Origin of the sequence: Brevibacillus sp. HB2.2 (assembly GCF_013284275.1) — a bacterium.
Taxonomy (GTDB): Bacteria; Bacillota; Bacilli; order Brevibacillales; family Brevibacillaceae; genus Brevibacillus; species Brevibacillus brevis_D.
Genome location: NZ_JABSUV010000010.1, coordinates 44,388 through 63,041 on the forward strand (window position 1 = coordinate 44,388; position 18,654 = coordinate 63,041).

Annotated in this window: 16 protein-coding genes and 2 riboswitches; of the genes, 3 read left to right on the forward strand and 13 right to left on the reverse strand. The window is 49.2% G+C overall.

Annotated features, from left to right (window positions below; translation table 11 throughout):
- Nucleotides 1–24 precede the first annotated feature (24 nt).
- Complete coding sequence (locus tag HP401_RS09325) at nucleotides 25–576, reverse strand: DJ-1/PfpI family protein (RefSeq protein WP_015893041.1); 552 nt, start codon at nucleotides 574–576, stop codon at nucleotides 25–27.
- Nucleotides 577–782: 206 nt separating this feature from the next.
- On the opposite strand from HP401_RS09325, the gene HP401_RS09330 reads away from it, so the two are divergent.
- The 3 genes from HP401_RS09330 to HP401_RS09340 all read left to right on the forward strand — a co-directional run bounded on the left by HP401_RS09330 (nucleotide 783) and on the right by HP401_RS09340 (nucleotide 4,058).
- Entirely contained in the window at nucleotides 783–1,790 is a 1,008-nt protein-coding gene (locus HP401_RS09330; protein ID WP_173604827.1) for a M23 family metallopeptidase, read from the forward strand.
- 105 nt (nucleotides 1,791–1,895) lie between these two features.
- Nucleotides 1,896–2,522 carry a TetR/AcrR family transcriptional regulator gene (locus HP401_RS09335; protein ID WP_173604828.1) on the forward strand — a complete coding sequence of 209 codons (627 nt, stop codon included), beginning with the start codon at nucleotides 1,896–1,898 and terminating at the stop codon, nucleotides 2,520–2,522.
- A gap of 3 nt (nucleotides 2,523–2,525) precedes the next feature.
- Nucleotides 2,526–4,058 carry an aldehyde dehydrogenase family protein gene (locus HP401_RS09340; protein ID WP_173604829.1) on the forward strand — a complete coding sequence of 511 codons (1,533 nt, stop codon included), beginning with the start codon at nucleotides 2,526–2,528 and terminating at the stop codon, nucleotides 4,056–4,058.
- Between the two features lie 23 nt (nucleotides 4,059–4,081).
- On the opposite strand, the gene HP401_RS09345 is transcribed toward HP401_RS09340, so the two are convergent.
- From HP401_RS09345 to HP401_RS09400, 12 genes are all read right to left on the reverse strand, one after another.
- Entirely contained in the window at nucleotides 4,082–5,200 is a 1,119-nt protein-coding gene (locus HP401_RS09345) for a Ger(x)C family spore germination protein (RefSeq protein ID WP_173604830.1), read from the reverse strand.
- Nucleotides 5,197–6,285 (reverse strand): GerAB/ArcD/ProY family transporter, encoded by a 1,089-nt coding sequence (locus tag HP401_RS09350; RefSeq protein WP_173604831.1) that lies wholly within the window; start codon nucleotides 6,283–6,285, stop codon nucleotides 5,197–5,199. Before HP401_RS09350 ends, HP401_RS09345 begins: the two co-directional genes overlap by 4 nt.
- A gap of 4 nt (nucleotides 6,286–6,289) precedes the next feature.
- A complete protein-coding gene (locus tag HP401_RS09355; protein WP_173604832.1) occupies nucleotides 6,290–7,792 on the reverse strand; it encodes a spore germination protein in 1,503 nt (500 codons plus the stop codon).
- 126 nt (nucleotides 7,793–7,918) lie between these two features.
- Complete coding sequence (gene ribH / locus HP401_RS09360; protein WP_015893048.1) at nucleotides 7,919–8,383, reverse strand: 6,7-dimethyl-8-ribityllumazine synthase; 465 nt, start codon at nucleotides 8,381–8,383, stop codon at nucleotides 7,919–7,921.
- A 16-nt stretch (nucleotides 8,384–8,399) separates the two neighbouring features.
- On the reverse strand, nucleotides 8,400–9,599 hold the full coding sequence (locus HP401_RS09365; RefSeq protein ID WP_173604833.1) for a bifunctional 3,4-dihydroxy-2-butanone-4-phosphate synthase/GTP cyclohydrolase II: 1,200 nt from the start codon (nucleotides 9,597–9,599) through the stop codon (nucleotides 8,400–8,402).
- Nucleotides 9,600–9,615: 16 nt separating this feature from the next.
- Nucleotides 9,616–10,272, reverse strand: a complete 657-nt coding sequence (locus tag HP401_RS09370; protein WP_173604834.1) for a riboflavin synthase — start codon at nucleotides 10,270–10,272, stop codon at nucleotides 9,616–9,618.
- A 19-nt stretch (nucleotides 10,273–10,291) separates the two neighbouring features.
- On the reverse strand, nucleotides 10,292–11,398 hold the full coding sequence (ribD, locus tag HP401_RS09375) for a bifunctional diaminohydroxyphosphoribosylaminopyrimidine deaminase/5-amino-6-(5-phosphoribosylamino)uracil reductase RibD (protein WP_173604835.1): 1,107 nt from the start codon (nucleotides 11,396–11,398) through the stop codon (nucleotides 10,292–10,294).
- Nucleotides 11,399–11,529: 131 nt separating this feature from the next.
- Nucleotides 11,530–11,674: riboswitch (FMN riboswitch) on the reverse strand.
- A gap of 113 nt (nucleotides 11,675–11,787) precedes the next feature.
- Nucleotides 11,788–11,936: riboswitch (FMN riboswitch) on the reverse strand.
- Between the two features lie 67 nt (nucleotides 11,937–12,003).
- Nucleotides 12,004–12,672, reverse strand: coding sequence for an HAD family hydrolase (locus HP401_RS09380; RefSeq protein WP_173604836.1), 669 nt, complete (start codon nucleotides 12,670–12,672; stop codon nucleotides 12,004–12,006).
- Between the two features lie 154 nt (nucleotides 12,673–12,826).
- A complete protein-coding gene (locus HP401_RS09385) occupies nucleotides 12,827–13,759 on the reverse strand; it encodes a c-type cytochrome (protein ID WP_173604837.1) in 933 nt (310 codons plus the stop codon).
- A 159-nt stretch (nucleotides 13,760–13,918) separates the two neighbouring features.
- On the reverse strand, nucleotides 13,919–15,298 hold the full coding sequence (locus HP401_RS09390; RefSeq protein WP_173604838.1) for a sigma-54-dependent transcriptional regulator: 1,380 nt from the start codon (nucleotides 15,296–15,298) through the stop codon (nucleotides 13,919–13,921).
- A 7-nt stretch (nucleotides 15,299–15,305) separates the two neighbouring features.
- Nucleotides 15,306–17,492 carry an ATP-binding protein gene (locus tag HP401_RS09395; protein ID WP_173604839.1) on the reverse strand — a complete coding sequence of 729 codons (2,187 nt, stop codon included), beginning with the start codon at nucleotides 17,490–17,492 and terminating at the stop codon, nucleotides 15,306–15,308.
- Nucleotides 17,489–18,484: an ABC transporter substrate-binding protein gene (locus tag HP401_RS09400; protein ID WP_173604840.1), complete on the reverse strand. Its 996-nt coding sequence runs from the start codon at nucleotides 18,482–18,484 to the stop codon at nucleotides 17,489–17,491. The genes HP401_RS09395 and HP401_RS09400 overlap by 4 nt, the downstream gene beginning before the upstream one ends.
- Nucleotides 18,485–18,654 lie beyond the last annotated feature (170 nt).

The following is an 18,654-nucleotide window of genomic DNA, read 5'->3' on the forward strand; positions in this document are numbered from 1 at the left end:
ACGGAAGTTTTGGGGACTGGTTGTTTACTTGAGCAAATGGAGGAATTCACGCATGAAGCCTGGCAAGTCTGGCCAAGCATGTCCGGAAACAAGATTGCCATCAACATGGAGCGTTTCCGTTTGGTAGATCGCTCCGCACGCTTCTACATCGGGTCTGCAAGCCTGGTACGCTGTGATTTCACGACCGGCTAAGTGCTCACGAACAATCGTCAATACTTGAGAGCCATGGCAGATGGCTGCGACTGGCTTGTTCGTCTCGAAGAAGTGCGCGACAATCGGCTTCAGGTGTTCATTGAGCCTGATATGCTCTGGTGCTCGTCCACCCGGAATAATCAAAGCGTCAAACGCCTCAGGGTTAATGTCTGAAAAGGCAACATGGGCGGGAAGCTGATAAGCAGGCTTTTCTGTGTATGTCTCACTGTGTGCTTCGAAATCATGGCAAACGGTGTGCAGGGTTTTCACGCTGGGCGCTGCAATGACCGTTTCATACCCTTCTTCCAAGCAGCGGTAATACGGATAGAAAACCTCCAATGCCTCTACAGCGTCGCCTGTTACAATCAACACTTTTTTGCTCATCACACAGCCTCCTCATGACGATTTTTAAGGAATACACTCCTCCAGATTTCAATTCTTTGACGATAGGGTGTGCTCCTGCCTCTACCACTGCGAATTTACAAAACTTTCCTCGGTAACAATCAAAAGCCCTTCCAAAAGTATCTTGGATAATTCACTCCAACTGGCAGAAACTACAACAAAAGACTACGAGGCAGGAGGGAGACGGCATGCGAGTTTTCCGCCTAATCATTCAGATCAGCTTGTGCGTGGTTGCAGCTATTTCTCCACTAGAATCCGTCGCCGGAATCGCTCCGTCCGCCAAAGAGCAAGACCCGGTTCTTCAAAAGCGTCTGCAAGTTTTTTTGCGCTTGGAATCGATGTACGGCATTCCGTGGAATTATTTGGCAGCCATTGATCAATACGAGCGTACCATGAAAATACGCCGAAAGAAGCAGGAGCAAGAAAACGTTTCGCGGCTAACAGCTGTGGACATCCCAAGTGATCGTTGGGCAGGAGCGTTCAATCCTGACGCGGAGGATACGAATCCGGTATCTATCCAATTTTTTCAAGGGATTGGGATGGATGGAGATGGCGATGGTGTCGCAGATCGTCACAACGATCTCGATGCACTCACTACTTTCATTCATTACCTATCCCATTACGGCTTCTCCCACGAAGATTGGCAAATCGGTCTCTGGTCGTACTATCAGCGGGATCGTTCCGTGAAGACGATCAGGCAGTTCGCGCAGGTGTATGCAAAGTATCAACACCTGGACCTAGATGAGCGGCATTTTCCTATCCCCGCGAGGTACGATTACAGCTACCGCAGTACATGGGGGGCGCCACGCGGCTGGGGTGGTCGTCGCATCCACGAGGGCACAGATATTTTTGCGAGCCACGGTACCCCTGTCCTCAGCACAGCGTACGGAGTCATCGAAGTAATCGGCTGGAATAGATTTGGCGGATGGCGAATCGGCATGCGTGACATGGGCAATGTGTACCATTACTTTGCACATCTGTCCTCGTTTAAAAAGGGGTTGAAGCCAGGTGACATCGTGGAGCCAGGAGAAGTCCTCGGATATATTGGCAGCTCTGGTTATGGGAAGCCTGGCACTTCCGGCAAATTCCCTCCCCATCTGCATTACGGTATGTACCGGGAGACAGGTGGCGCAGATTGGTCATTTGATCCTTATCCGTATTTACGACGATGGGAACGGCAAAAGAAGCGGCAATGAAGCCGCTTCTTTTTTATGGGCAGCTCTTTTCATTGACAGACATCATCTGTAAAAATACAATAAAAACAGAAAAACTGGACAGTTGTCCAAAAAAGAGGTGAGAATGTGACTACCCAGAAAAAAGCCGAAGCAAAACGGGCATTTTTGATTGAGCAAGCGACTGCTTGCTTGGCTGAAAAAGGGTATGCCTCTGTTTCCTTACGCGACATTGCCAAGGAATCTGGCGTCTCACTTGGCATTCTGCATTATTACTTTGCAAGCAAAGAAGAGCTCTTGCTCGCTGTAATCTCTAGCTACAAAGGACGTTTTATGGAGGAGCTGGAACGCGAAGTCCTCGCAGCTCCATCCGGAAAATGGTCAGCAGCTTTAGGCCGTGTTTTGTGCCGTAGTCTACAAGAAGATCGAAAGCTTCATCGACTCTGGTATGACTTGCAGGTACAGGCCATGTACGTTCCAGTATTTGGTGAACAGGTAAAAGTCATTCGATCCCGTCTGCATCAGCTCATCTCTCGTATGCTCGTACGATTGCAGCTCGAAGAACAAACCTCATTGACCATCGACGAAGACTCCGCAATCTCACTCATTTACTCTGCAATCGACGGATTCCTTTTTCAATTTTTACTCGATGAGTTACAGAATCCGGAAGAAGCGATTACCCGCTTTGAACAGACCTTTGCCCATTTGATGTATACACTCTTCTCAACTGAATCCTACTCTCCTGAATCGAGGTGAATCATGATGGCAGTCATGTCTATGCAAAATCCCGCCACTGGTGAGCAGCTTGGCTCTTTACAGGAAGCGACTCCAGCACAAGTAGAAGACGCGGTGGCACGTGCGCGGCTTGCCTTTCCAGCTTGGTCTACTACATCGTTGGCCGAGCGTCTGGACTATTTGAAGCGGTTGCGGCACTATTTAGTCGATCATGGCGAAGAAATCGCCAAAAAAATTAGTGAGGCTACCGGAAAGGTTACGTTGGAAGCGTACATGACCGAAATTTTCGTCACTGTCGACACGATCCGTTTTTATGAAAAACATGCTTATCAGATGCTGGCAGATCAGCCGGTACCGACCTCTATCGTGCTGTGGCCGAAGAAATCGTATATCCACTACAAGCCAATGGGTGTCGTCGCGGTCATCTCTCCGTGGAATTATCCGTTTCAGCTTGCCATCATTCCTGTATTATCTGCGCTGGTAGCAGGCAATACCGTTATTTTAAAACCTTCCGAGGTGACTGCTTCTACCGGACTGCTCATTGAGGAGGTGTTTTCCGCTGTTTCAATGCCAGATGGAGTCGTGACCGTCCTTCATGGGGGACGCGAAGCTGGACAGGCGCTAGTGGCTGCTCGCCCAGATAAAATATTTTTTACAGGCTCTGTTGCGACAGGCAAAAAAATTATGGCTGCGGCGGCGGAGCATTTGATCCCTGTTGAATTGGAGCTGGGTGGCAAAGACCCGATGATCGTGTTCGAAGACGCTCATCTGGAGCGGGCAGCAAATGGTGCGGTGTGGGGGGCTTTTACGAACTCGGGACAGGTATGTATGTCTGTGGAACGGCTTTTTGTCCATGAAAAGGTATATCCTGATTTTCTCAAGCTGGTCACCGAAAAGACAAAAGCATTGCGCCAAAGCTATCCAGATCAGGCCGAGGTCGGTTCGATGACGTCTTCCCAACAAATCGGAATTGTCCGTGAGCATGTGCACGAAGCCCTGGCCGCTGGCGCGACTGCTGTCACCGGGGGACTTCCTTCCTCTGACAGCATGTATATCGCGCCGACCATTCTCACAAGCGTGACATCTGACATGAAAATCATGCGGGAAGAGACCTTTGGTCCAGTGTTGCCCATCATGACTTTTGCCACCGAAGAGGAGGCTGTTCGTCTGGCTAATAGCTCACCGTACGGGCTGAATGCCTCCGTCTGGTCAGGCGATAAAGCAAAAGCGGATCGCGTAGCTCGTCAGCTCGACAGCGGCAATGTGTGCATCAACGACGTTATTATCAGCTACGCCAATCCCCATCTTCCTTTTGGCGGGGTCAAACAGAGTGGCATCGGCCGTTATCGCGGGCCTTCAGGATTGCAAGCCTTTACGCATAGTATTTCTGTCATCCATGATCAGGGCAAACGCAAGCGTGAGTTCAATTGGTATCCGTATACGAAAGATCAGGAGCTCACCTTTATTGGCTTGACGAACCTGTTGTACGGCAAGCTCCAAAATGTAAATAGCCGGACTGTGGGTGCGATCTGGCGCGAATTCAAGCGTCTGTTCTAACCACACCGGAATGCTGCTGCTCCTTATTTCAGTGTGCCAAAACCGACGATGTCCACATGAACTTTGATACTGAATTTCGCTTTTTTATAAAGGGCGAGACCCGTTTCGCGTGTCCATTTGCCAACATATTTTTGGCGAATGCTCTCCTCGAGCTGCGCCGGGTCAACCCCTTGCTTTTGAAAACGTACCAGCATCTCCATGCTTTCCTTACTGATCCGTTTCTCAAGCTCTTGAACCATGGTCCGATATTGCCCCCGCTTCTCCAAATCCTTGCTGCCTGAATAGCCCACCAGCATCCCTCTCACCCGAAGCTCGATGTGGATGACAGGCTTTTTCATGTTGCCATTGCTTCTTACTTTCGCTTTTGCCCGTACAAAATCGAAGATGACCTTTTCCGTTTGTTTTTTACCTGCCTTCGCCTCGTGCTTGAACTCAAAGCTCATACGGGGCAAGCGATTTCTGCCCAGAAACCCCTGAACCAGCTTCCCCTCTCGCTGTGAGTACATTCCGATCATCTTATCCACTCGAAAAAGGGCCACCTTGGTGATCTGAATCTCTCCGTCACTCCTGATAAGATAAGGAAGATTGGGGTCCATCGTATTGCTAGTCATCATAAAAACAAAATCGTGAATGGTCGCAAAAGACGAAAAGGCCGTTTCCACTCGCGGACGGAGCAAGTTGTTCATATACGTGTTGATTTCCGGACTGTGGCTATAGGTTCCTTTGATGACATCTTTCGCTTTTCCTTTTACGATGGCAATGTATACATTTTCTCCTACAATCGGATTGCGATAGAGATCAAGGATGACTTTTCCGATCCCTACTTTGCGGGCGTATTCTTCCCCGAACAAAATCACGCGCAACTGCGAGAGGGACATTGTCCTCTCCGCTTTTGTCGCGAGATTCAGCATCGCCTCACTCGTCATCGAGGCAACCGTAGCGTACACCTGCGTGGATTGCTTATTTTTGGAGGGAACCGGTACGGATACGGTGACATCTATCTTTTCACGATCCACATAATCGAAGCCCATAACCCCAATCATGGCCATGTCTTCCAGTGACGGCCGTTCAAGTTCGCCCCCACAACCGCAAAGGCTGAGCAAGAGGATAACCGTAACAATGAACCTGCTCGCCCTCTTCATGAAACCCGCTCTCCTCTACCGAACCTTAAGGAATGAATCATTAACAAAAAAATCGGCCATAAGATCAATCCATAGGCCATATAAACAGAAACCTTGTCATAAATATAGCGTTGTTTTTCTACAGATAATGGCCCCACAATGAATAGAAACGAAATGATTGTCGGTAAAAGCAGATGCCACAGCTTCGTCTTGCCTGCCATTTCTTCCAGACCGGTACGGGCAACCCACAAGTATCCCGTACTCGTGCTGAGAATGAGAAAGACCCAGAGACCAATCCCGAGATTTTCGATCCGCTCCAAAAAAGACAGCTCTACAGCCTTAAACAAATTCAATACGGGATAAATGAGATTGTCCATTTGCCATTCGGAAAAATAAGATACGCTTGTGATCAGAATCAGGACGTATAACAAAACCACGCTCCATACCCCAATCAGCACATGCTTGTGTGCCTTGTTCTTCTCTTGGATATATGGATAGAAAAACAGGACCAATTCATACCCCAGCATGCTCGCGGAAGAATTGTGTATGGTTTCGGCTATACTGCGCCAATCGGTATTAATAAGAGGAAAAATATGCGTGATTCCTCCCTTTTGAAATCCGTACTGCAAAAGAAAAACCATCCAGCCCGTAAAAAAGAAGGTTAGCAGACAAAAACGCGCGATCAATTTGATGCCGCCATTTGTAATGTAGACCATGACCAAAGTCAATCCGATCAAAGGTAATGTGACTGTCTGATTGTTCAGCATGGAGGTTTGCACCAGCCTAACATATCCTTCATTGGCGGTAGATACACTCAGAATAGCGTAGAGGATAATCAGCACATTGAAACAGCGTCCCAGCCATTTTCCCAACAGCTTTTCGTGAATCCGAAAAAGATTATCCTCTGGATAGCGACGACACAAGGCCATCATTGGAATTAACGTTAAGCTGACAATGCTTCCCAACAAAATCGGAGACCACCACAGATTGTAGCCTAGTTTGCTAGCAGAATGAGCCAATCCAAGTAAATTAACACCCACCATCGTATTCATAATCAATCCGATTACCAGGATCGGATTCAGGCTGGCAATTCTCCCTCTATCCATCCCCCTAGTCCTCCCCAACTGGCCGGACATGCTTTTGCTTTGCCCGGGACATGCGGTTGCGATTGACGATAAACCTCAATGGTGCACGTACGAGACCATTCATCAAATCCGTCCATTGACGCGGAACTCCCGGGGTCATGTACGGCGTACCGAGCGAAGTCAGATTGAGCAAGTGCGCGAATAAAAACGCCAGTGCCAGCATCTGGCCGTACATGCCCAATACACCTGCCATCAGGATGAAACCATAGCGAACGAGCCGAATCGCATTACTCATCAAAAAATTGGGTGGCACAAAAGAAAGCAGTGCCGATACAGAAACAAGGACGATCAGGATATTACTGGCTAACCCCGCTTGTACAGAGGCTGTCCCGATCACGATACCGCCAACGATACCGATTGTCTGACCGATTTTAGTCGGCATGCGTATCCCCGCTTCCCGCAAGATCTCAATGACGAGCTCAATAATGAGCACCTCGATCACGGGTGGAAAAGGCACCCGACTGCGCGATTCAGACAAAATCGTCAGCAAAGCGGGAGGAAGCATTTCCGGATGGTACGTCAAGACAGAGACGTAGCTGGAGGTGAGCATAATGGTGATAAACAATCCGAAAAAACGAATCATCCGCAGCAAGCTCGCCGTAGACCATCGATTGTAAAAGTCTTCGGGGCTGCTAAACATCTCCAGAAAGGACGTCGGACAGATCGCGGCATCCGGGCTGCCATTCAGCATGATTACGATCCTGCCGTCCAACAAAGCTGCTGTTGCATTGTCAGGCCGACCCGTCAAGCCAAACTGCGGGAACGGAGAGTACGGCTTGTCCTCCAGCATTTGCTTTAGGACAGGCATCCCGACAAATCCATGGTAAATGACATTGTCGATCCTTTTTTTCACGCGCTCCACATTTTCCGCGTTCGCGATGTTCTCCAAATAAATCACGGCTACCTTGTTGTGCGCCTCGGTGCCGATCGTGTAGCTCGATACTTTCAGATGAGGTGTAGCGAGTCTTCTCCGAAGCAAGGACAAATTGATCTCCAGCATTTCAACAAAGGAGTCTTGCGGTCCAAGGACGGTCGCCTCCGTCTCGGATTTCGTAATGGAACGATGTGCGACCTGAAATGTATTCACATGAAGAATGAGATCCCTTTCCAGAAAAAACAAGATGGTATGACCGCGTAGCAAATTACTCATCAACGTCTCCATATCGTCAAGAAGACATTCCTGTGAGAAAGGGAGCACCTCCATCGGATCTCTACCATCGGAACGCTGCAACGGAAGAAAGACATTCTCATAAATCTGGGACACATCCACCAGCGTATCGAGAAAAAAAACGTGTACCTCCTCGTCATTCATCTTCAATGACAAGCTGCTGAGGTCATCCACGTTTTGCATACGTTGTTTTACCATATCCGGTGTAATTTGTTCGCTTCGCCGCGCATGAACCGAACGGATGCGCTGCTTTGCTTGTATGGCCTCTACTTGCGCTCTCCACCATTCAGTCGGTTTCATGCTAGATCCCCCTTTTTTTCAGGAAAATCTTTCTTACTTTGACCTATCTGTGGTTACTTTATCCAAAAAAATAGAAAACGGGAGCCGAAGCCCCCGTTGAACTATCTCGCTATCCCTATGAAATGATTAGGCGAACTGCTTAGATAAGTTAGCCATTTCGATCGCTGCCGTTGCTGCTTCCCAGCCTTTATTGCCTGCTTTGGTTCCTGCTCGCTCGATAGCTTGCTCGATATTGTCTGTCGTCAAAACACCAAAAATAACGGGTATCCCAGTCGATAGTGATAGAGACGCAACTCCTTTTGCGGTCTCATTGCAGACATAATCGAAGTGTGGAGTGGAGCCACGAATGACAGCTCCCAATGTAACAACCGCATCATAGCGACCGGATTCCGCCATTTTTTTGGCGATCAACGGAATTTCAAACGCCCCCGGTACCCATGCCACGTCTACCTGCTCATCCTCTACGCCGTGACGCTTCAGGGCATCGAGAGCCCCTCCGACCAGCTTGCTTACGATTAATTCGTTAAAACGTCCTGCCACAATCCCTACACGCAAACCTGTTCCAACCAAATGTCCTTCGAATGTTCTCATCGTTTAATCCCTCTCCTTATCCGTTCAGATGAAGCAGGTGACCCAGCTTCTCTTGTTTTGTTGATAGGTACTGTTTGTTGTGCAGATGCTCTGGCGTTTGAAGCGACACCCGTTCTTCTACCGCTAATCCGTAACCGGTAAGCCCGCGGATTTTTCGTGGGTTGTTGGTCAAAAGCCGCATGCGTTGCACGCCTAAATCCCGCAAAATTTGCGCACCGATACCGTAATCTCGCAGATCAGCGGCGAATCCTAGCTTTTCATTGGCCTCAACCGTATCCAAGCCTTCCTCCTGCAGCTTGTAGGCACGCAGCTTATTAATCAAGCCAATGCCTCTGCCCTCCTGGCGCATGTACAATAAAATGCCGCGTCCATTCGCTTCGATCTGTTCCAATGCTGCGTGCAGCTGTGGGCCGCAGTCGCAGCGATGAGAGCCGAAAACATCTCCTGTCAAGCACTCCGAGTGCACGCGGACGAGAATGGGCTCATCCGGACTGATCTCTCCCTTGATAAGAGCCACATGCTCTTTGCCATCTAGCTCATTCGTGTAAGCAGCAATCCGAAAATCACCGTAGGCGGTCGGTAGCTGCACTTCGATTTCCTTTTTCACCATGGATTCCGTCCGCATCCGATACGCGATCAAGTCTGCAATGGTAATCAGCTTGAGATCAAAACGGCGTGCGATCTCTACCAATTGCGGCAGACGTGCCATAGAGCCATCTTCATTCATAATTTCGCAGATCACTCCCGCTGGAATGCCCCCCGCCAAGCGAGCCAAATCAACTGCCGCCTCCGTATGTCCCGCTCTGCGCAATACACCGCCAGCCTTCGCGATTAACGGAAAAATATGTCCCGGTCTGCGGAAATCGTCTGCGACCTTCTGCTCGTCAAGCATCGCCAAGACCGTCTGAGAGCGCTCATGAGCAGATATCCCTGTATGTGTACTCCCTTCGTCGATAGACACGGTAAAAGCCGTTCCTTGCTTGTCTGTATTGGCATTCACCATCGGAGCCAGCTGCAAGCGAGTCGCGTGCTCTTCTGTCACTGGTACGCAAACGAGTCCCCTGCCATGTGTGATCATGAAGTTGATCATTTCAGGCGTAGCCGCTTCGGCCATGCAGACAAAATCTCCTTCGTTTTCCCGATCCTCATCGTCTACCACGATGACCGCCTTGCCCTGACGCAAATCTTCCAATGCTTCTTCTATGCTGTGAAACATGCTTTCTCCCTCCTATTCACGCGAAGCCGTTTTCCTGTAAAAAGTCTAGACTGAGCCCGCCAGATTTTTCTGTAGTGCCATGGTTTTGATAACCTAACAAACGCTCCACATATTTGCCGATGACATCCGTTTCGAGATTCACCAAGTCCCCAGGGCGTCTGTCTGCAAGACTCGTATTCGCCAGCGTATGTGGAATGATCGAAACGGTAAAACCGCTATCGTTTACGTCCACCACAGTGAGACTGATGCCATCGATGCAAATCGATCCACGGGCAATAACGTACTTCAACAGCTGCGGTTTGGCCTCGATCCGAAACACGACAGCATTCGCATTCACCTCTCGTGAAGCAACCATTCCGGTCCCGTCTACATGTCCGGAGACGATATGCCCCCCGAATCGGTCCCCCAGCCGCATCGCTCTCTCCAAATTCACTCGCTGCCCACTGCGTAATTGGCGCAAGCTCGTCTTGTTCATCGTCTCTGGCATCACATCGACGCTAAACTGGCGATTGGTATAAGAAGTAACGGTAAGACAAATACCATTGACCGAGATGCTGTCACCGAGTTTCACCCCTTCGAGTACCTGGTGTGCGCGGATGACCAGTCGACTCGCCTGCTCGTTCCCTTGAATCGATTCCAACACGCCCACTTCTTCGACTAGTCCTGTGAACATGCTCTCTCCTCCTCACTCGCTACGTCTGATCCTCCCATTGTGGGTACCCGCTGATCTGTACATCGCTTTTCCCGATCGGCGTGATCGTGACATTTGCCAGCTGTACCGCTTCTCCCATCGTCGCAAAGCCTTGACCTCCGAATGGCGAAGGTGCACTGCTTCCCCCGATCAGCTTTAGCGCGATATGGCTCACGACCTTTTGAATCGCTCTCGCCTGCAAAAAGGAGCCATTGACCTCCTGCCCACCTTCCACAAGCAGCGAGGTAATTCCCATCTCTCCCAACGTATCCAGCACCTTTTCCACGCGAATTGGCCCTGCCGTTGTGATGACCTTTACTCCTCTTGCCACAAGTAGCTCCTGCTTCTCCTTTGGGGCTGTATCTGTCGCAAAGATCCATGTCTTCGCATCTGCATTCTGGACCACACGGGCATCCAGCGGCGTCCGTAAATGGCTGTCCAAAATCACGCGAACTGGCTGGCTTCCAAAACGCTGCTCTTCCTGGCGCGCCGTCAACAGTGGGTCATCCGCGAGAATCGTCCCTACCCCAACGAGGATCGCATCGTGCTGCCTGCGCAATTCATGCACCTCTGCCCGAGCCTCTGCACCAGTAATCCATCGACTGTGTCCCGTGAACGAAGCGATTTTCCCATCCAATGTACTGGCCGTCTTTACCGTCACAAATGGACGCCTTGTTTGGATGTAATGGAAAAAGACTTCATTGAGCGCCTTCGCTTCCTCTTCTCTCACGCCCACCGCTACTTCCACTCCTGCTGCCCGCAGCATCTCCATTCCTCTTCCCGCCACCAATGGATTCGGATCGAGCGTCGCTACAACGACACGACGTACAGCAGCTGCAATCAACGCCTCTGCACACGGCGGTGTCTTCCCATAGTGACTGCAAGGCTCCAAGGTCACGTACACGGTCGCACCTTGCGCTTTTTCCCCGGCCATCCGCAGTGCGTGCACCTCAGCATGGGGCTCTCCTGCTCGCAGATGCGCTCCCATTCCGACGATGGTTCCATCTTTCATAATCACAGCTCCGACCATGGGATTCGGACTGGTTTGACCTCGTGCCGATCGTGCCAATTCCAGCGCCAGATCCATGTACTTGCTGTCCTGTTCCATACCGCACTCCTTTCTGTTCCATCATTCCAGCCAAACAACACAAAAAGCCCTTGAAACCTCAAAGCGTTTCAGGGCATAAGGAAAGAAGCCTTACCTCATCCGTTTTCCAAAAAAACAAATGAAGAAAGCAAAAAAATCTTCTTCCATCCGGACTGTACCGTCGGCTCTGGACTTTCACCAGATCAGTCGCTGCAAGTGTGGTCAGCGAGTCGCGGGCTCAGACGTACATACGCCATTACCGCCGGTCAGGAATTTCACCTTGCCCTGAAGATTGTCGCTATGAAGTTTTATGAAAAATAAAAACGCCCATGAATATTATGCTCAGGGCGTTCAGAAAGAAGCCTTGCTTCTACCGTTTTTTGAAAAAAAACAGCGAAACAGGCCGTTCCAAATACCTTCTCCCATCCGGACTGTACCGTCGGCCTTGGATTTGCACCAAGTCAGTCGCTATCAACTGCTTACGATAGCGAGTCGCGGGCTCAGACGTGCGTTCGTCATTACCGCCGGTCGGGAATTGCACCCTACCCTGAAGGCTGGTATTCAGTTAGGCAAAGTATAGCATACTTTTCGCGATAGTCTGTAATCATTTATGGGAGAAGTGCACTTTACCCTTGCTCGCACATTTCGAGGACCGTCAGTAGTTCTTTTAAGTCTCTAATGTATGCCCTTGGCACAACACCATTTCGCTCCATGTCCTGCTCGTTCCCTTGATAGGCAATAAAAGCAACTTGTCCGTCGCACGCCGCCTTACCATCGATCCACGAATCCCCGATCATCGTCCAAGCTGAAACAGGCCAATCCGGCTTGCGGCTGCGAATATAGTGAATGCCCGATGGAGATGGCTTCAAGGTCGTCATCTGCTCGCGGGCGACGATTTCGTCAAAGTAGGAGGCGATCCCCGTCTCGTTCAAAGCCTCCTCCGCAGCGGCATAAGCGTTGTTGGTCAGAATATATAGCTGATAGCGGTTCTTCAATTCTTCTAACACTTCTACCGCGTGCTGCTCCAGCACAGCGCCATGCATCCCTTCCTTCTCGATCGCGGTTACCGCATCCCACATCGCTTGCTCCAGCTCTCTCGTCATTTGCTCTGCTTTTCGCCCGATCTCAATGAGCTGTGATGCCGTATGCTTTTCCCACTCAAGCGTGGGAGAAACGATCCCATTGTCCACCCATAGCTGAAAGATGGCCCGCTTCATCTCTGCGAAGTTGATCCTGGATTGCAATAAGGTATTGTCCATATCGAAAATAATGCCTTTTTGAAAGATTTTACTCATTTTGGGTCTCCTTTTTTGATAATACGCCATGCTGGTTCAAGAATGACGGAATAATCTGGTGGCTGCTCCTCCCATTTTATCAAAAAGAGGACTACCCCTCCGTCATTTTATAACTTTTGGGACAGTCCCCTTTCTGGGGTTCGGTATTGAGTTCCTATTGCTTCTTCTTGGCGCTGTCTACTTCATACGGTACATCCTTTGGAACGCCTCCAGCTGGCCAGTCTTGTGCCTTTTTGACAAAGTCCGGACGCGGCTTGGACAAAATATAGGCAGCTAGGTCCGCTGCTTCTTGATCGGTTAACGAGCCTTGCTTAATACCGCCCATTTCCCCTAGAGGCATATTGCGCTGAATGTAGCCAGCAGCTTTGGAAATACGGGCCATACCTGCACCAATATTGAAGGAGTTATCCCCCCATAGGGCTGGTCCAGAGTTTGGTCCTGTACCTGAACCATCAGCTGCGTGGCATTGTAAACACGATTTTTGAAAGAGGGCTTCTCCATTTGCCACATTCGGTTGAGGTACGCTCTTCATATCATTTTTCTCTATCCACGGGCGCTCTTTAATGCCTACTGGTACATCTGTTGAGATATACGACAGATAGGCTACCATCGCTCTCATTTCATCGCTGTTATAAGGCAATGGCTTTCCGTTCATGCTTCGTTGAAAACAACCATTGATGCGATCTTCAATGGTAACCACTTTGCCAGACCTTGGAATGTACTGGGGATAGACTGCGGTGACACCCGTTAAAGGGGAGGTCGCATCCATTCCGGCATTACCGTGACAGCTAGAGCAGGAGAGCTTATTCCCTGTGTATTCAGGGATCACTGTGCTCGTTTCATTCATTAACTTATGTCCATACTTAATCGATTCTCCCAATGGCCCTTCTGGCACCTTGTCCATACTAGGCGGGGTGTAGGAATCTAGATTGATTGCTCCCGATGCCCCACTCGCTGTTTTATCTTTGGCCTCACTCGCTGTTGAGGTGGGTTGGGCGGTCTGCTGTGTAGCGCAGCCAGCAAAGACCAGCATCGCCACTACAACCATGGACAGCTTCTTCCAGCCTGTCTTCTCTTTTTTGATCATAGGTCTCACTCCTCCATGTTGATCGTGTATTCACTAGGGTAAGAGTAGCAAGAGGCGTGCCAAGCCATAAAAGCAGGAAAACGAACGACTTGGCGCTTCCAAAGAGCAAGAAAAAGAAAAGACCATGCCAAAATGTCATGGTCAGTCCGCGACAAAATGTCACGGTCGCAGCTCATACTCTTCGATTTTTCGATACAGATTACGTACGCTGATCCCCAGCTTCTCAGCTGTCTTGGTCTTGTTCCATTGGGAAACGTCCAGCACATGCTTGATATGTTCTCGCTCTACATTTTTCAGTAAAAATGCCTCTTCCTCGCCCGTTTCTGCTGATGTAGTGAGCTTTCGATCTGACGGGTTGTGTGGTACTGGCTGTTCATGCGGAAAGAGATCCTTGTCGTCAATCTCCTCTCCTTTTGCCAAAACGACAGCGCGTTCGATCATATGAGCCAACTCCCGAACATTCCCCGGGAATGAGTAGGCCAAAAGAGCTGCCTGCGCTTTCACAGAAAGCGGTTTGACCGGATACTTACGCTTGAGGCGATTCAAAAAGAAAGCAGACAGTGGCAAAATGTCCTCTCTTCTCTGCGTGAGAGGTGGAATCGTTATATCCATGACATGCAGCCGGAAATAAAGATCGGATCGAAACGTTCCTTCTTCCACTTTCTTTTCCAGATCCGCATTGGTAGCAGCGATGATCCGCACATCCACCTTGTGCAAAATCGGGCTCCCTATTCGGCGAAATTCACCGGTTTCCAGAAAACGGAGTAGCTTGACCTGCAAAGGAAACGGCAAATCCCCTACTTCATCCAAAAAGAGCGTTCCTTGATGGGCAATCTCTACCAGTCCCTTTTTCTGAGCAGTTGCGCCTGTAAAGGCTCCCTTTTCATGCCCGAACAGTTCACTTTCCAGCATCGTTTCTGGTATTGCTCCCAAATTGATCGGTACGAATGCCTTTGATGCTCTCTCACTATACTCATATATGAGTCTCGCGATGACATCCTTCCCTGTCCCGCTTTCCCCTTTCAAGAGAACGAGAAAATCCGTACTGGCTACTCGCTTGGCAGTAGCTAGGACCTCTTTTAGCTTCGGGCTTTCCGCAACGATTTCAAACGTCGTTTTCCCATTTGTCGATAGCGCTTCTCTCAACTGTTGATTTTCCTCGGTTAACTGCTGTTTTTCGACGGCCTTGGAAATCAAAACCTCCAATTCATTGAGGTTGTAAGGCTTTGTCAAATAATCATAAGCGCCCCGTTTCATTGCTTCGATCGCTGTTTCGATGGTTCCGTGTCCCGTCACAACAATGATTTGAATCGCAGGAGAGGTTTCCTTGCACCATTGCAGAAAGGAGAGACCGTCCATCCCGGGCATTTTCAAATCAAGCAATATGACATGAATCGTTTCGCTGGTTACTAGCTTCTGTGCGCTGACTCCGTCAGATGCTTCCAGCGTGGTATATCCCTTTCTCTTCAATCGACTGGTTAATAGATGGCGGAAATCTGCTTCGTCATCAACAATGAGTATACGTGTGTCAGTGTGCATCTTTTGTTCATTCCCCCTTTGCCGACGGCAGGATGACCGTAACAGTCGTGCCTATGTTTGGCGTACTTTCGATCTCGATTTCTCCGCCTAAATTCGTCACAATCCCATAGCAGACCGATAACCCGAGACCAGTTCCTTTTCCAGGAGGCTTGGTTGTATAAAAGGGCTCCAAAACATGTGGCAAATCTGCTGCGGGTATACCGCATCCATCATCTCTGATCCACAGACGGAGTCTATCAATCGATGGAGAATCCGTTGCTATCTCAATAGTTCCTCGTTCCTCGGTCGCGTACAGCGCATTGGTTAACAAATTGAGCAAAATCTGCTGAAGCTGTCCAGGGGTAGCAAGAAGAAACGGTGCTGAGGCCGACAGAGACTGGTTCACCGTTACCTGTTTGACACGTATTTCATGGGACAGAAGAATGAGAATGTCTGATAGGACTTGATGAATATTTACTGCTTCTACGATAACGGGTGATTTCCCCGAAAAGTGGAGCAATCGGGTCGTGATTTCCTTGCAGCGGTTAATTTGTTTGTCCATCGTGTCCAAGTATTGGGTAAGCTCTCCTGTGTCCTGTAAATCTCGAATATCCTCTTCCACCAGACGGTCTCGCAAGTCTTGTCCATACAACGACAGAATACCTAATGGATTATTAATTTCATGAGCGATGCCCGACGCCAAGAGTCCAATAGCAGCGAGCTTATCTGCTTGTGCGATTGCGGCTTCTAGCTCTCGTTTCTCCGTGATGTCCTCGATAACCTCTAGAAAAGCAGACGACTCTTTCTCCGGATGCAGAGGGAAAACCTGATGGCGATAAGAGCGGACACGTCCATCCGGATCGACTCTAGACGAAATAAGGTCAGTCTGCTTTTCGTTTACCATTTGTCGCGTTCGGAGCATGCAACTATTGCATGAACTGAATTGCTGACCAATCGTCAGGTGGCAGTCTTTCCCTAGGGGATTCGCCGCATCCTGGAACCACGCCGACGCTGTTTGGTTAATCCAGCGAATGCGAAAAGATTCATCTACGAGAATCAGCCCCATCCCCATACCACTGACGACAAGATCAAGCCGTTTCTTTTCATCCAGAAGCTGATTGGTCTTCGTCTCCAGACTCTGTGCCATTTCATTGCAGGACGCTGCTAGTCTGCCAATTTCATCTGAGGTCGTCACTGGTATTCGCACGGATAAGTCGCCACCTGCGATTTTTTGCACAGCGGATTCGATCTTTTCCATTAATCGGCTAAACGAGACAGAAAATACAATGCTAATCCCCAACACGATAAGTGCGATGAATAAGGTCGTAAAAAGCAGAGACTGTTCCAATTTTGAAAAGGCAGCAAACGCCATTTGGCTCGACTGCTCCAGCATAATGACCCAATGTGTGACAGAAGAGCGCATGGCATAGTTGACCATGACATCTCCATTGGAAGCTTGATACGTACGGATAACAGGCTTGTCTGTTCGATCTGGTAGTTTCCAGGGGGGAGGAACCGCTTGTTCATAATAGGTCAAGGAGCCATCAGAAGGCTTGCCCAGCATAAACGGATCTGCAAACCGATCGCTTTTCCCATCTGTGACAAACAAATATGCCTCGTTTTCATATCGAGCTCGCAGCGTGACTTGTTCGAGCAGCTGCTTTACATTGAGCTTTGCGTACATGCCGCCTTTTACACCGTTAGCAGATACATGAGGGATCGCGACCGTTACCAGCAGCTTCCCTTCCGCTGATCGGACAATGCTTCCAATGTAAGACTTTCCCGACTGGATGGTGGGAAGAAGTTGGGTGTCCTGCTCCCTGGTTGTGTCCAGTCTTTGGTGCTTCCAGCGATTCAGCAAAAACTGCGGCTCTCCATCCTGATGAAAAAGCGCGACCTCCTCCATGTAAGGGGAGGTTTTCAATAACGTATTCAACAAAAAATAAGCATCTTCATCGCTAGGGCGCTCATTGAGAAAACGCTGCTGAACCACCTGCATGGATTGGGAAGTATGTAAAAAAAGCATATCCAACTGCGCCAACGTATTTTCCACGTAGATCTGATTGGCTCTGTCTACCTCTTCTCGAACCTTTTCTTTACTGGTATGGAAATTGATTGAACCAAGAATCAGAAAAGGGATGATGGACATGCATAGTCCAAACAGGAGCATCTTTGTCTTCAGTCGATTGATGCGCGGTAGTCTGCTCCTCCTCATTTGTTCTTCACCCCATACCATTCCTGTGCCAGTGACCACTGTTGATCGGTTACGGTAATCGGGAGCTTGGACAGGGAAGTCGCATTGACAACGAATCGCACGTCATCCGGCCATTCGATAGACAGAGCGGTAGGCGGCACTCCATCCAACACCCGCGCCACCATATGAGCAGCCTGCATGCCTTGTGCATGAAAAGAAACGCCGTAAGCGGCATACAAACCAGCCTTCACCTGCTCGGGGTAAGAGCCCATGACAAACAATTGCTTCTCGATCAAAAGAGGCAAGCAATCGGTAATCGCGTCTTCCAGAACATAGCTAGGTAAAGGAAGCATGGCGTCGTATTCTCCTGGAGAGAGCCTACTAAGCAATAGCTCTAAATCTCTTGGGGAAGCAACCTGCTCCACCTGCAAGCGAACACCGAGCAAGGAAGCAGCTGACCTTGCTTCTACGATGGCTTGCTCTGTCGTAGGAGCATGAGAATCGGCAATGATCAGGATGCGCGTGGCGTCAGGCAACAAACGAGTTGTCAGCTCCAACCTTTTCCCAATCACATTCATTTGGCCATTGCTGATTCCACACGTAACCGTCCCCTCTGTCTCAACAAGTGGTAGCTCGACCAATGAAGCAACACCAATAAAAACGATAGGAACCGTCGTTGTCTCCTGTTGAATCAAAAAGGTCTCGTGCGCCCCTGTCGTGACGACGACATCAGGCTTTTTGGATATCAAATCCTGGACAAGGGAGCGCTCCTCTTCAAGAGTTCGAGCCGTATTCAAATAAACAGGCGCATACTGAACACGTACTCCTTCACCGAGACCTAACGATTGTAATCCCGTCTTTAATCCCGCTACTTTATCTTTTCGATCCTCATTGGCAATCACAATTCCTATCGTGTACAGATCGACGTCCTGTTTTTGCTGACAACTGGACCAATCGAGCAGAGTTCCTGCCACTAATATGAGGAGAAAGAGGATTTTCCTTTGTTTCTTCATAGGTATCACATCCATCTCTCATCATAGCGGCAAATGATTGCAGAAAATGTGAATAATTAACAAACCTTGGTCTAGAATACGGAGTGCTCCGAATCATATATTTTTTATATTAATCATGATGATTTTATATATTTTTCATATGTAATGATACTTGTTATAATCTGTTTAAT

Coding starts and splice junctions, on each gene's coding strand:
- HP401_RS09325 (WP_015893041.1), bottom strand. CDS start 576: ATGAGCAAAAAAGTGTTGATTGTAACAGGCGACGCTGTAGAGGCATTG.
- HP401_RS09330 (WP_173604827.1), top strand. CDS start 783: ATGCGAGTTTTCCGCCTAATCATTCAGATCAGCTTGTGCGTGGTTGCA.
- HP401_RS09340 (WP_173604829.1), top strand. CDS start 2,526: ATGATGGCAGTCATGTCTATGCAAAATCCCGCCACTGGTGAGCAGCTT.
- HP401_RS09345 (WP_173604830.1), bottom strand. CDS start 5,200: ATGAAGAGGGCGAGCAGGTTCATTGTTACGGTTATCCTCTTGCTCAGC.
- HP401_RS09350 (WP_173604831.1), bottom strand. CDS start 6,285: ATGGATAGAGGGAGAATTGCCAGCCTGAATCCGATCCTGGTAATCGGA.
- HP401_RS09355 (WP_173604832.1), bottom strand. CDS start 7,792: ATGAAACCGACTGAATGGTGGAGAGCGCAAGTAGAGGCCATACAAGCA.
- ribH (WP_015893048.1), bottom strand. CDS start 8,383: ATGAGAACATTCGAAGGACATTTGGTTGGAACAGGTTTGCGTGTAGGG.
- HP401_RS09365 (WP_173604833.1), bottom strand. CDS start 9,599: ATGTTTCACAGCATAGAAGAAGCATTGGAAGATTTGCGTCAGGGCAAG.
- HP401_RS09370 (WP_173604834.1), bottom strand. CDS start 10,272: ATGTTCACAGGACTAGTCGAAGAAGTGGGCGTGTTGGAATCGATTCAA.
- ribD (WP_173604835.1), bottom strand. CDS start 11,398: ATGGAACAGGACAGCAAGTACATGGATCTGGCGCTGGAATTGGCACGA.
- HP401_RS09380 (WP_173604836.1), bottom strand. CDS start 12,672: ATGAGTAAAATCTTTCAAAAAGGCATTATTTTCGATATGGACAATACC.
- HP401_RS09385 (WP_173604837.1), bottom strand. CDS start 13,759: ATGATCAAAAAAGAGAAGACAGGCTGGAAGAAGCTGTCCATGGTTGTA.
- HP401_RS09390 (WP_173604838.1), bottom strand. CDS start 15,298: ATGCACACTGACACACGTATACTCATTGTTGATGACGAAGCAGATTTC.
- HP401_RS09395 (WP_173604839.1), bottom strand. CDS start 17,492: ATGAGGAGGAGCAGACTACCGCGCATCAATCGACTGAAGACAAAGATG.
- HP401_RS09400 (WP_173604840.1), bottom strand. CDS start 18,484: ATGAAGAAACAAAGGAAAATCCTCTTTCTCCTCATATTAGTGGCAGGA.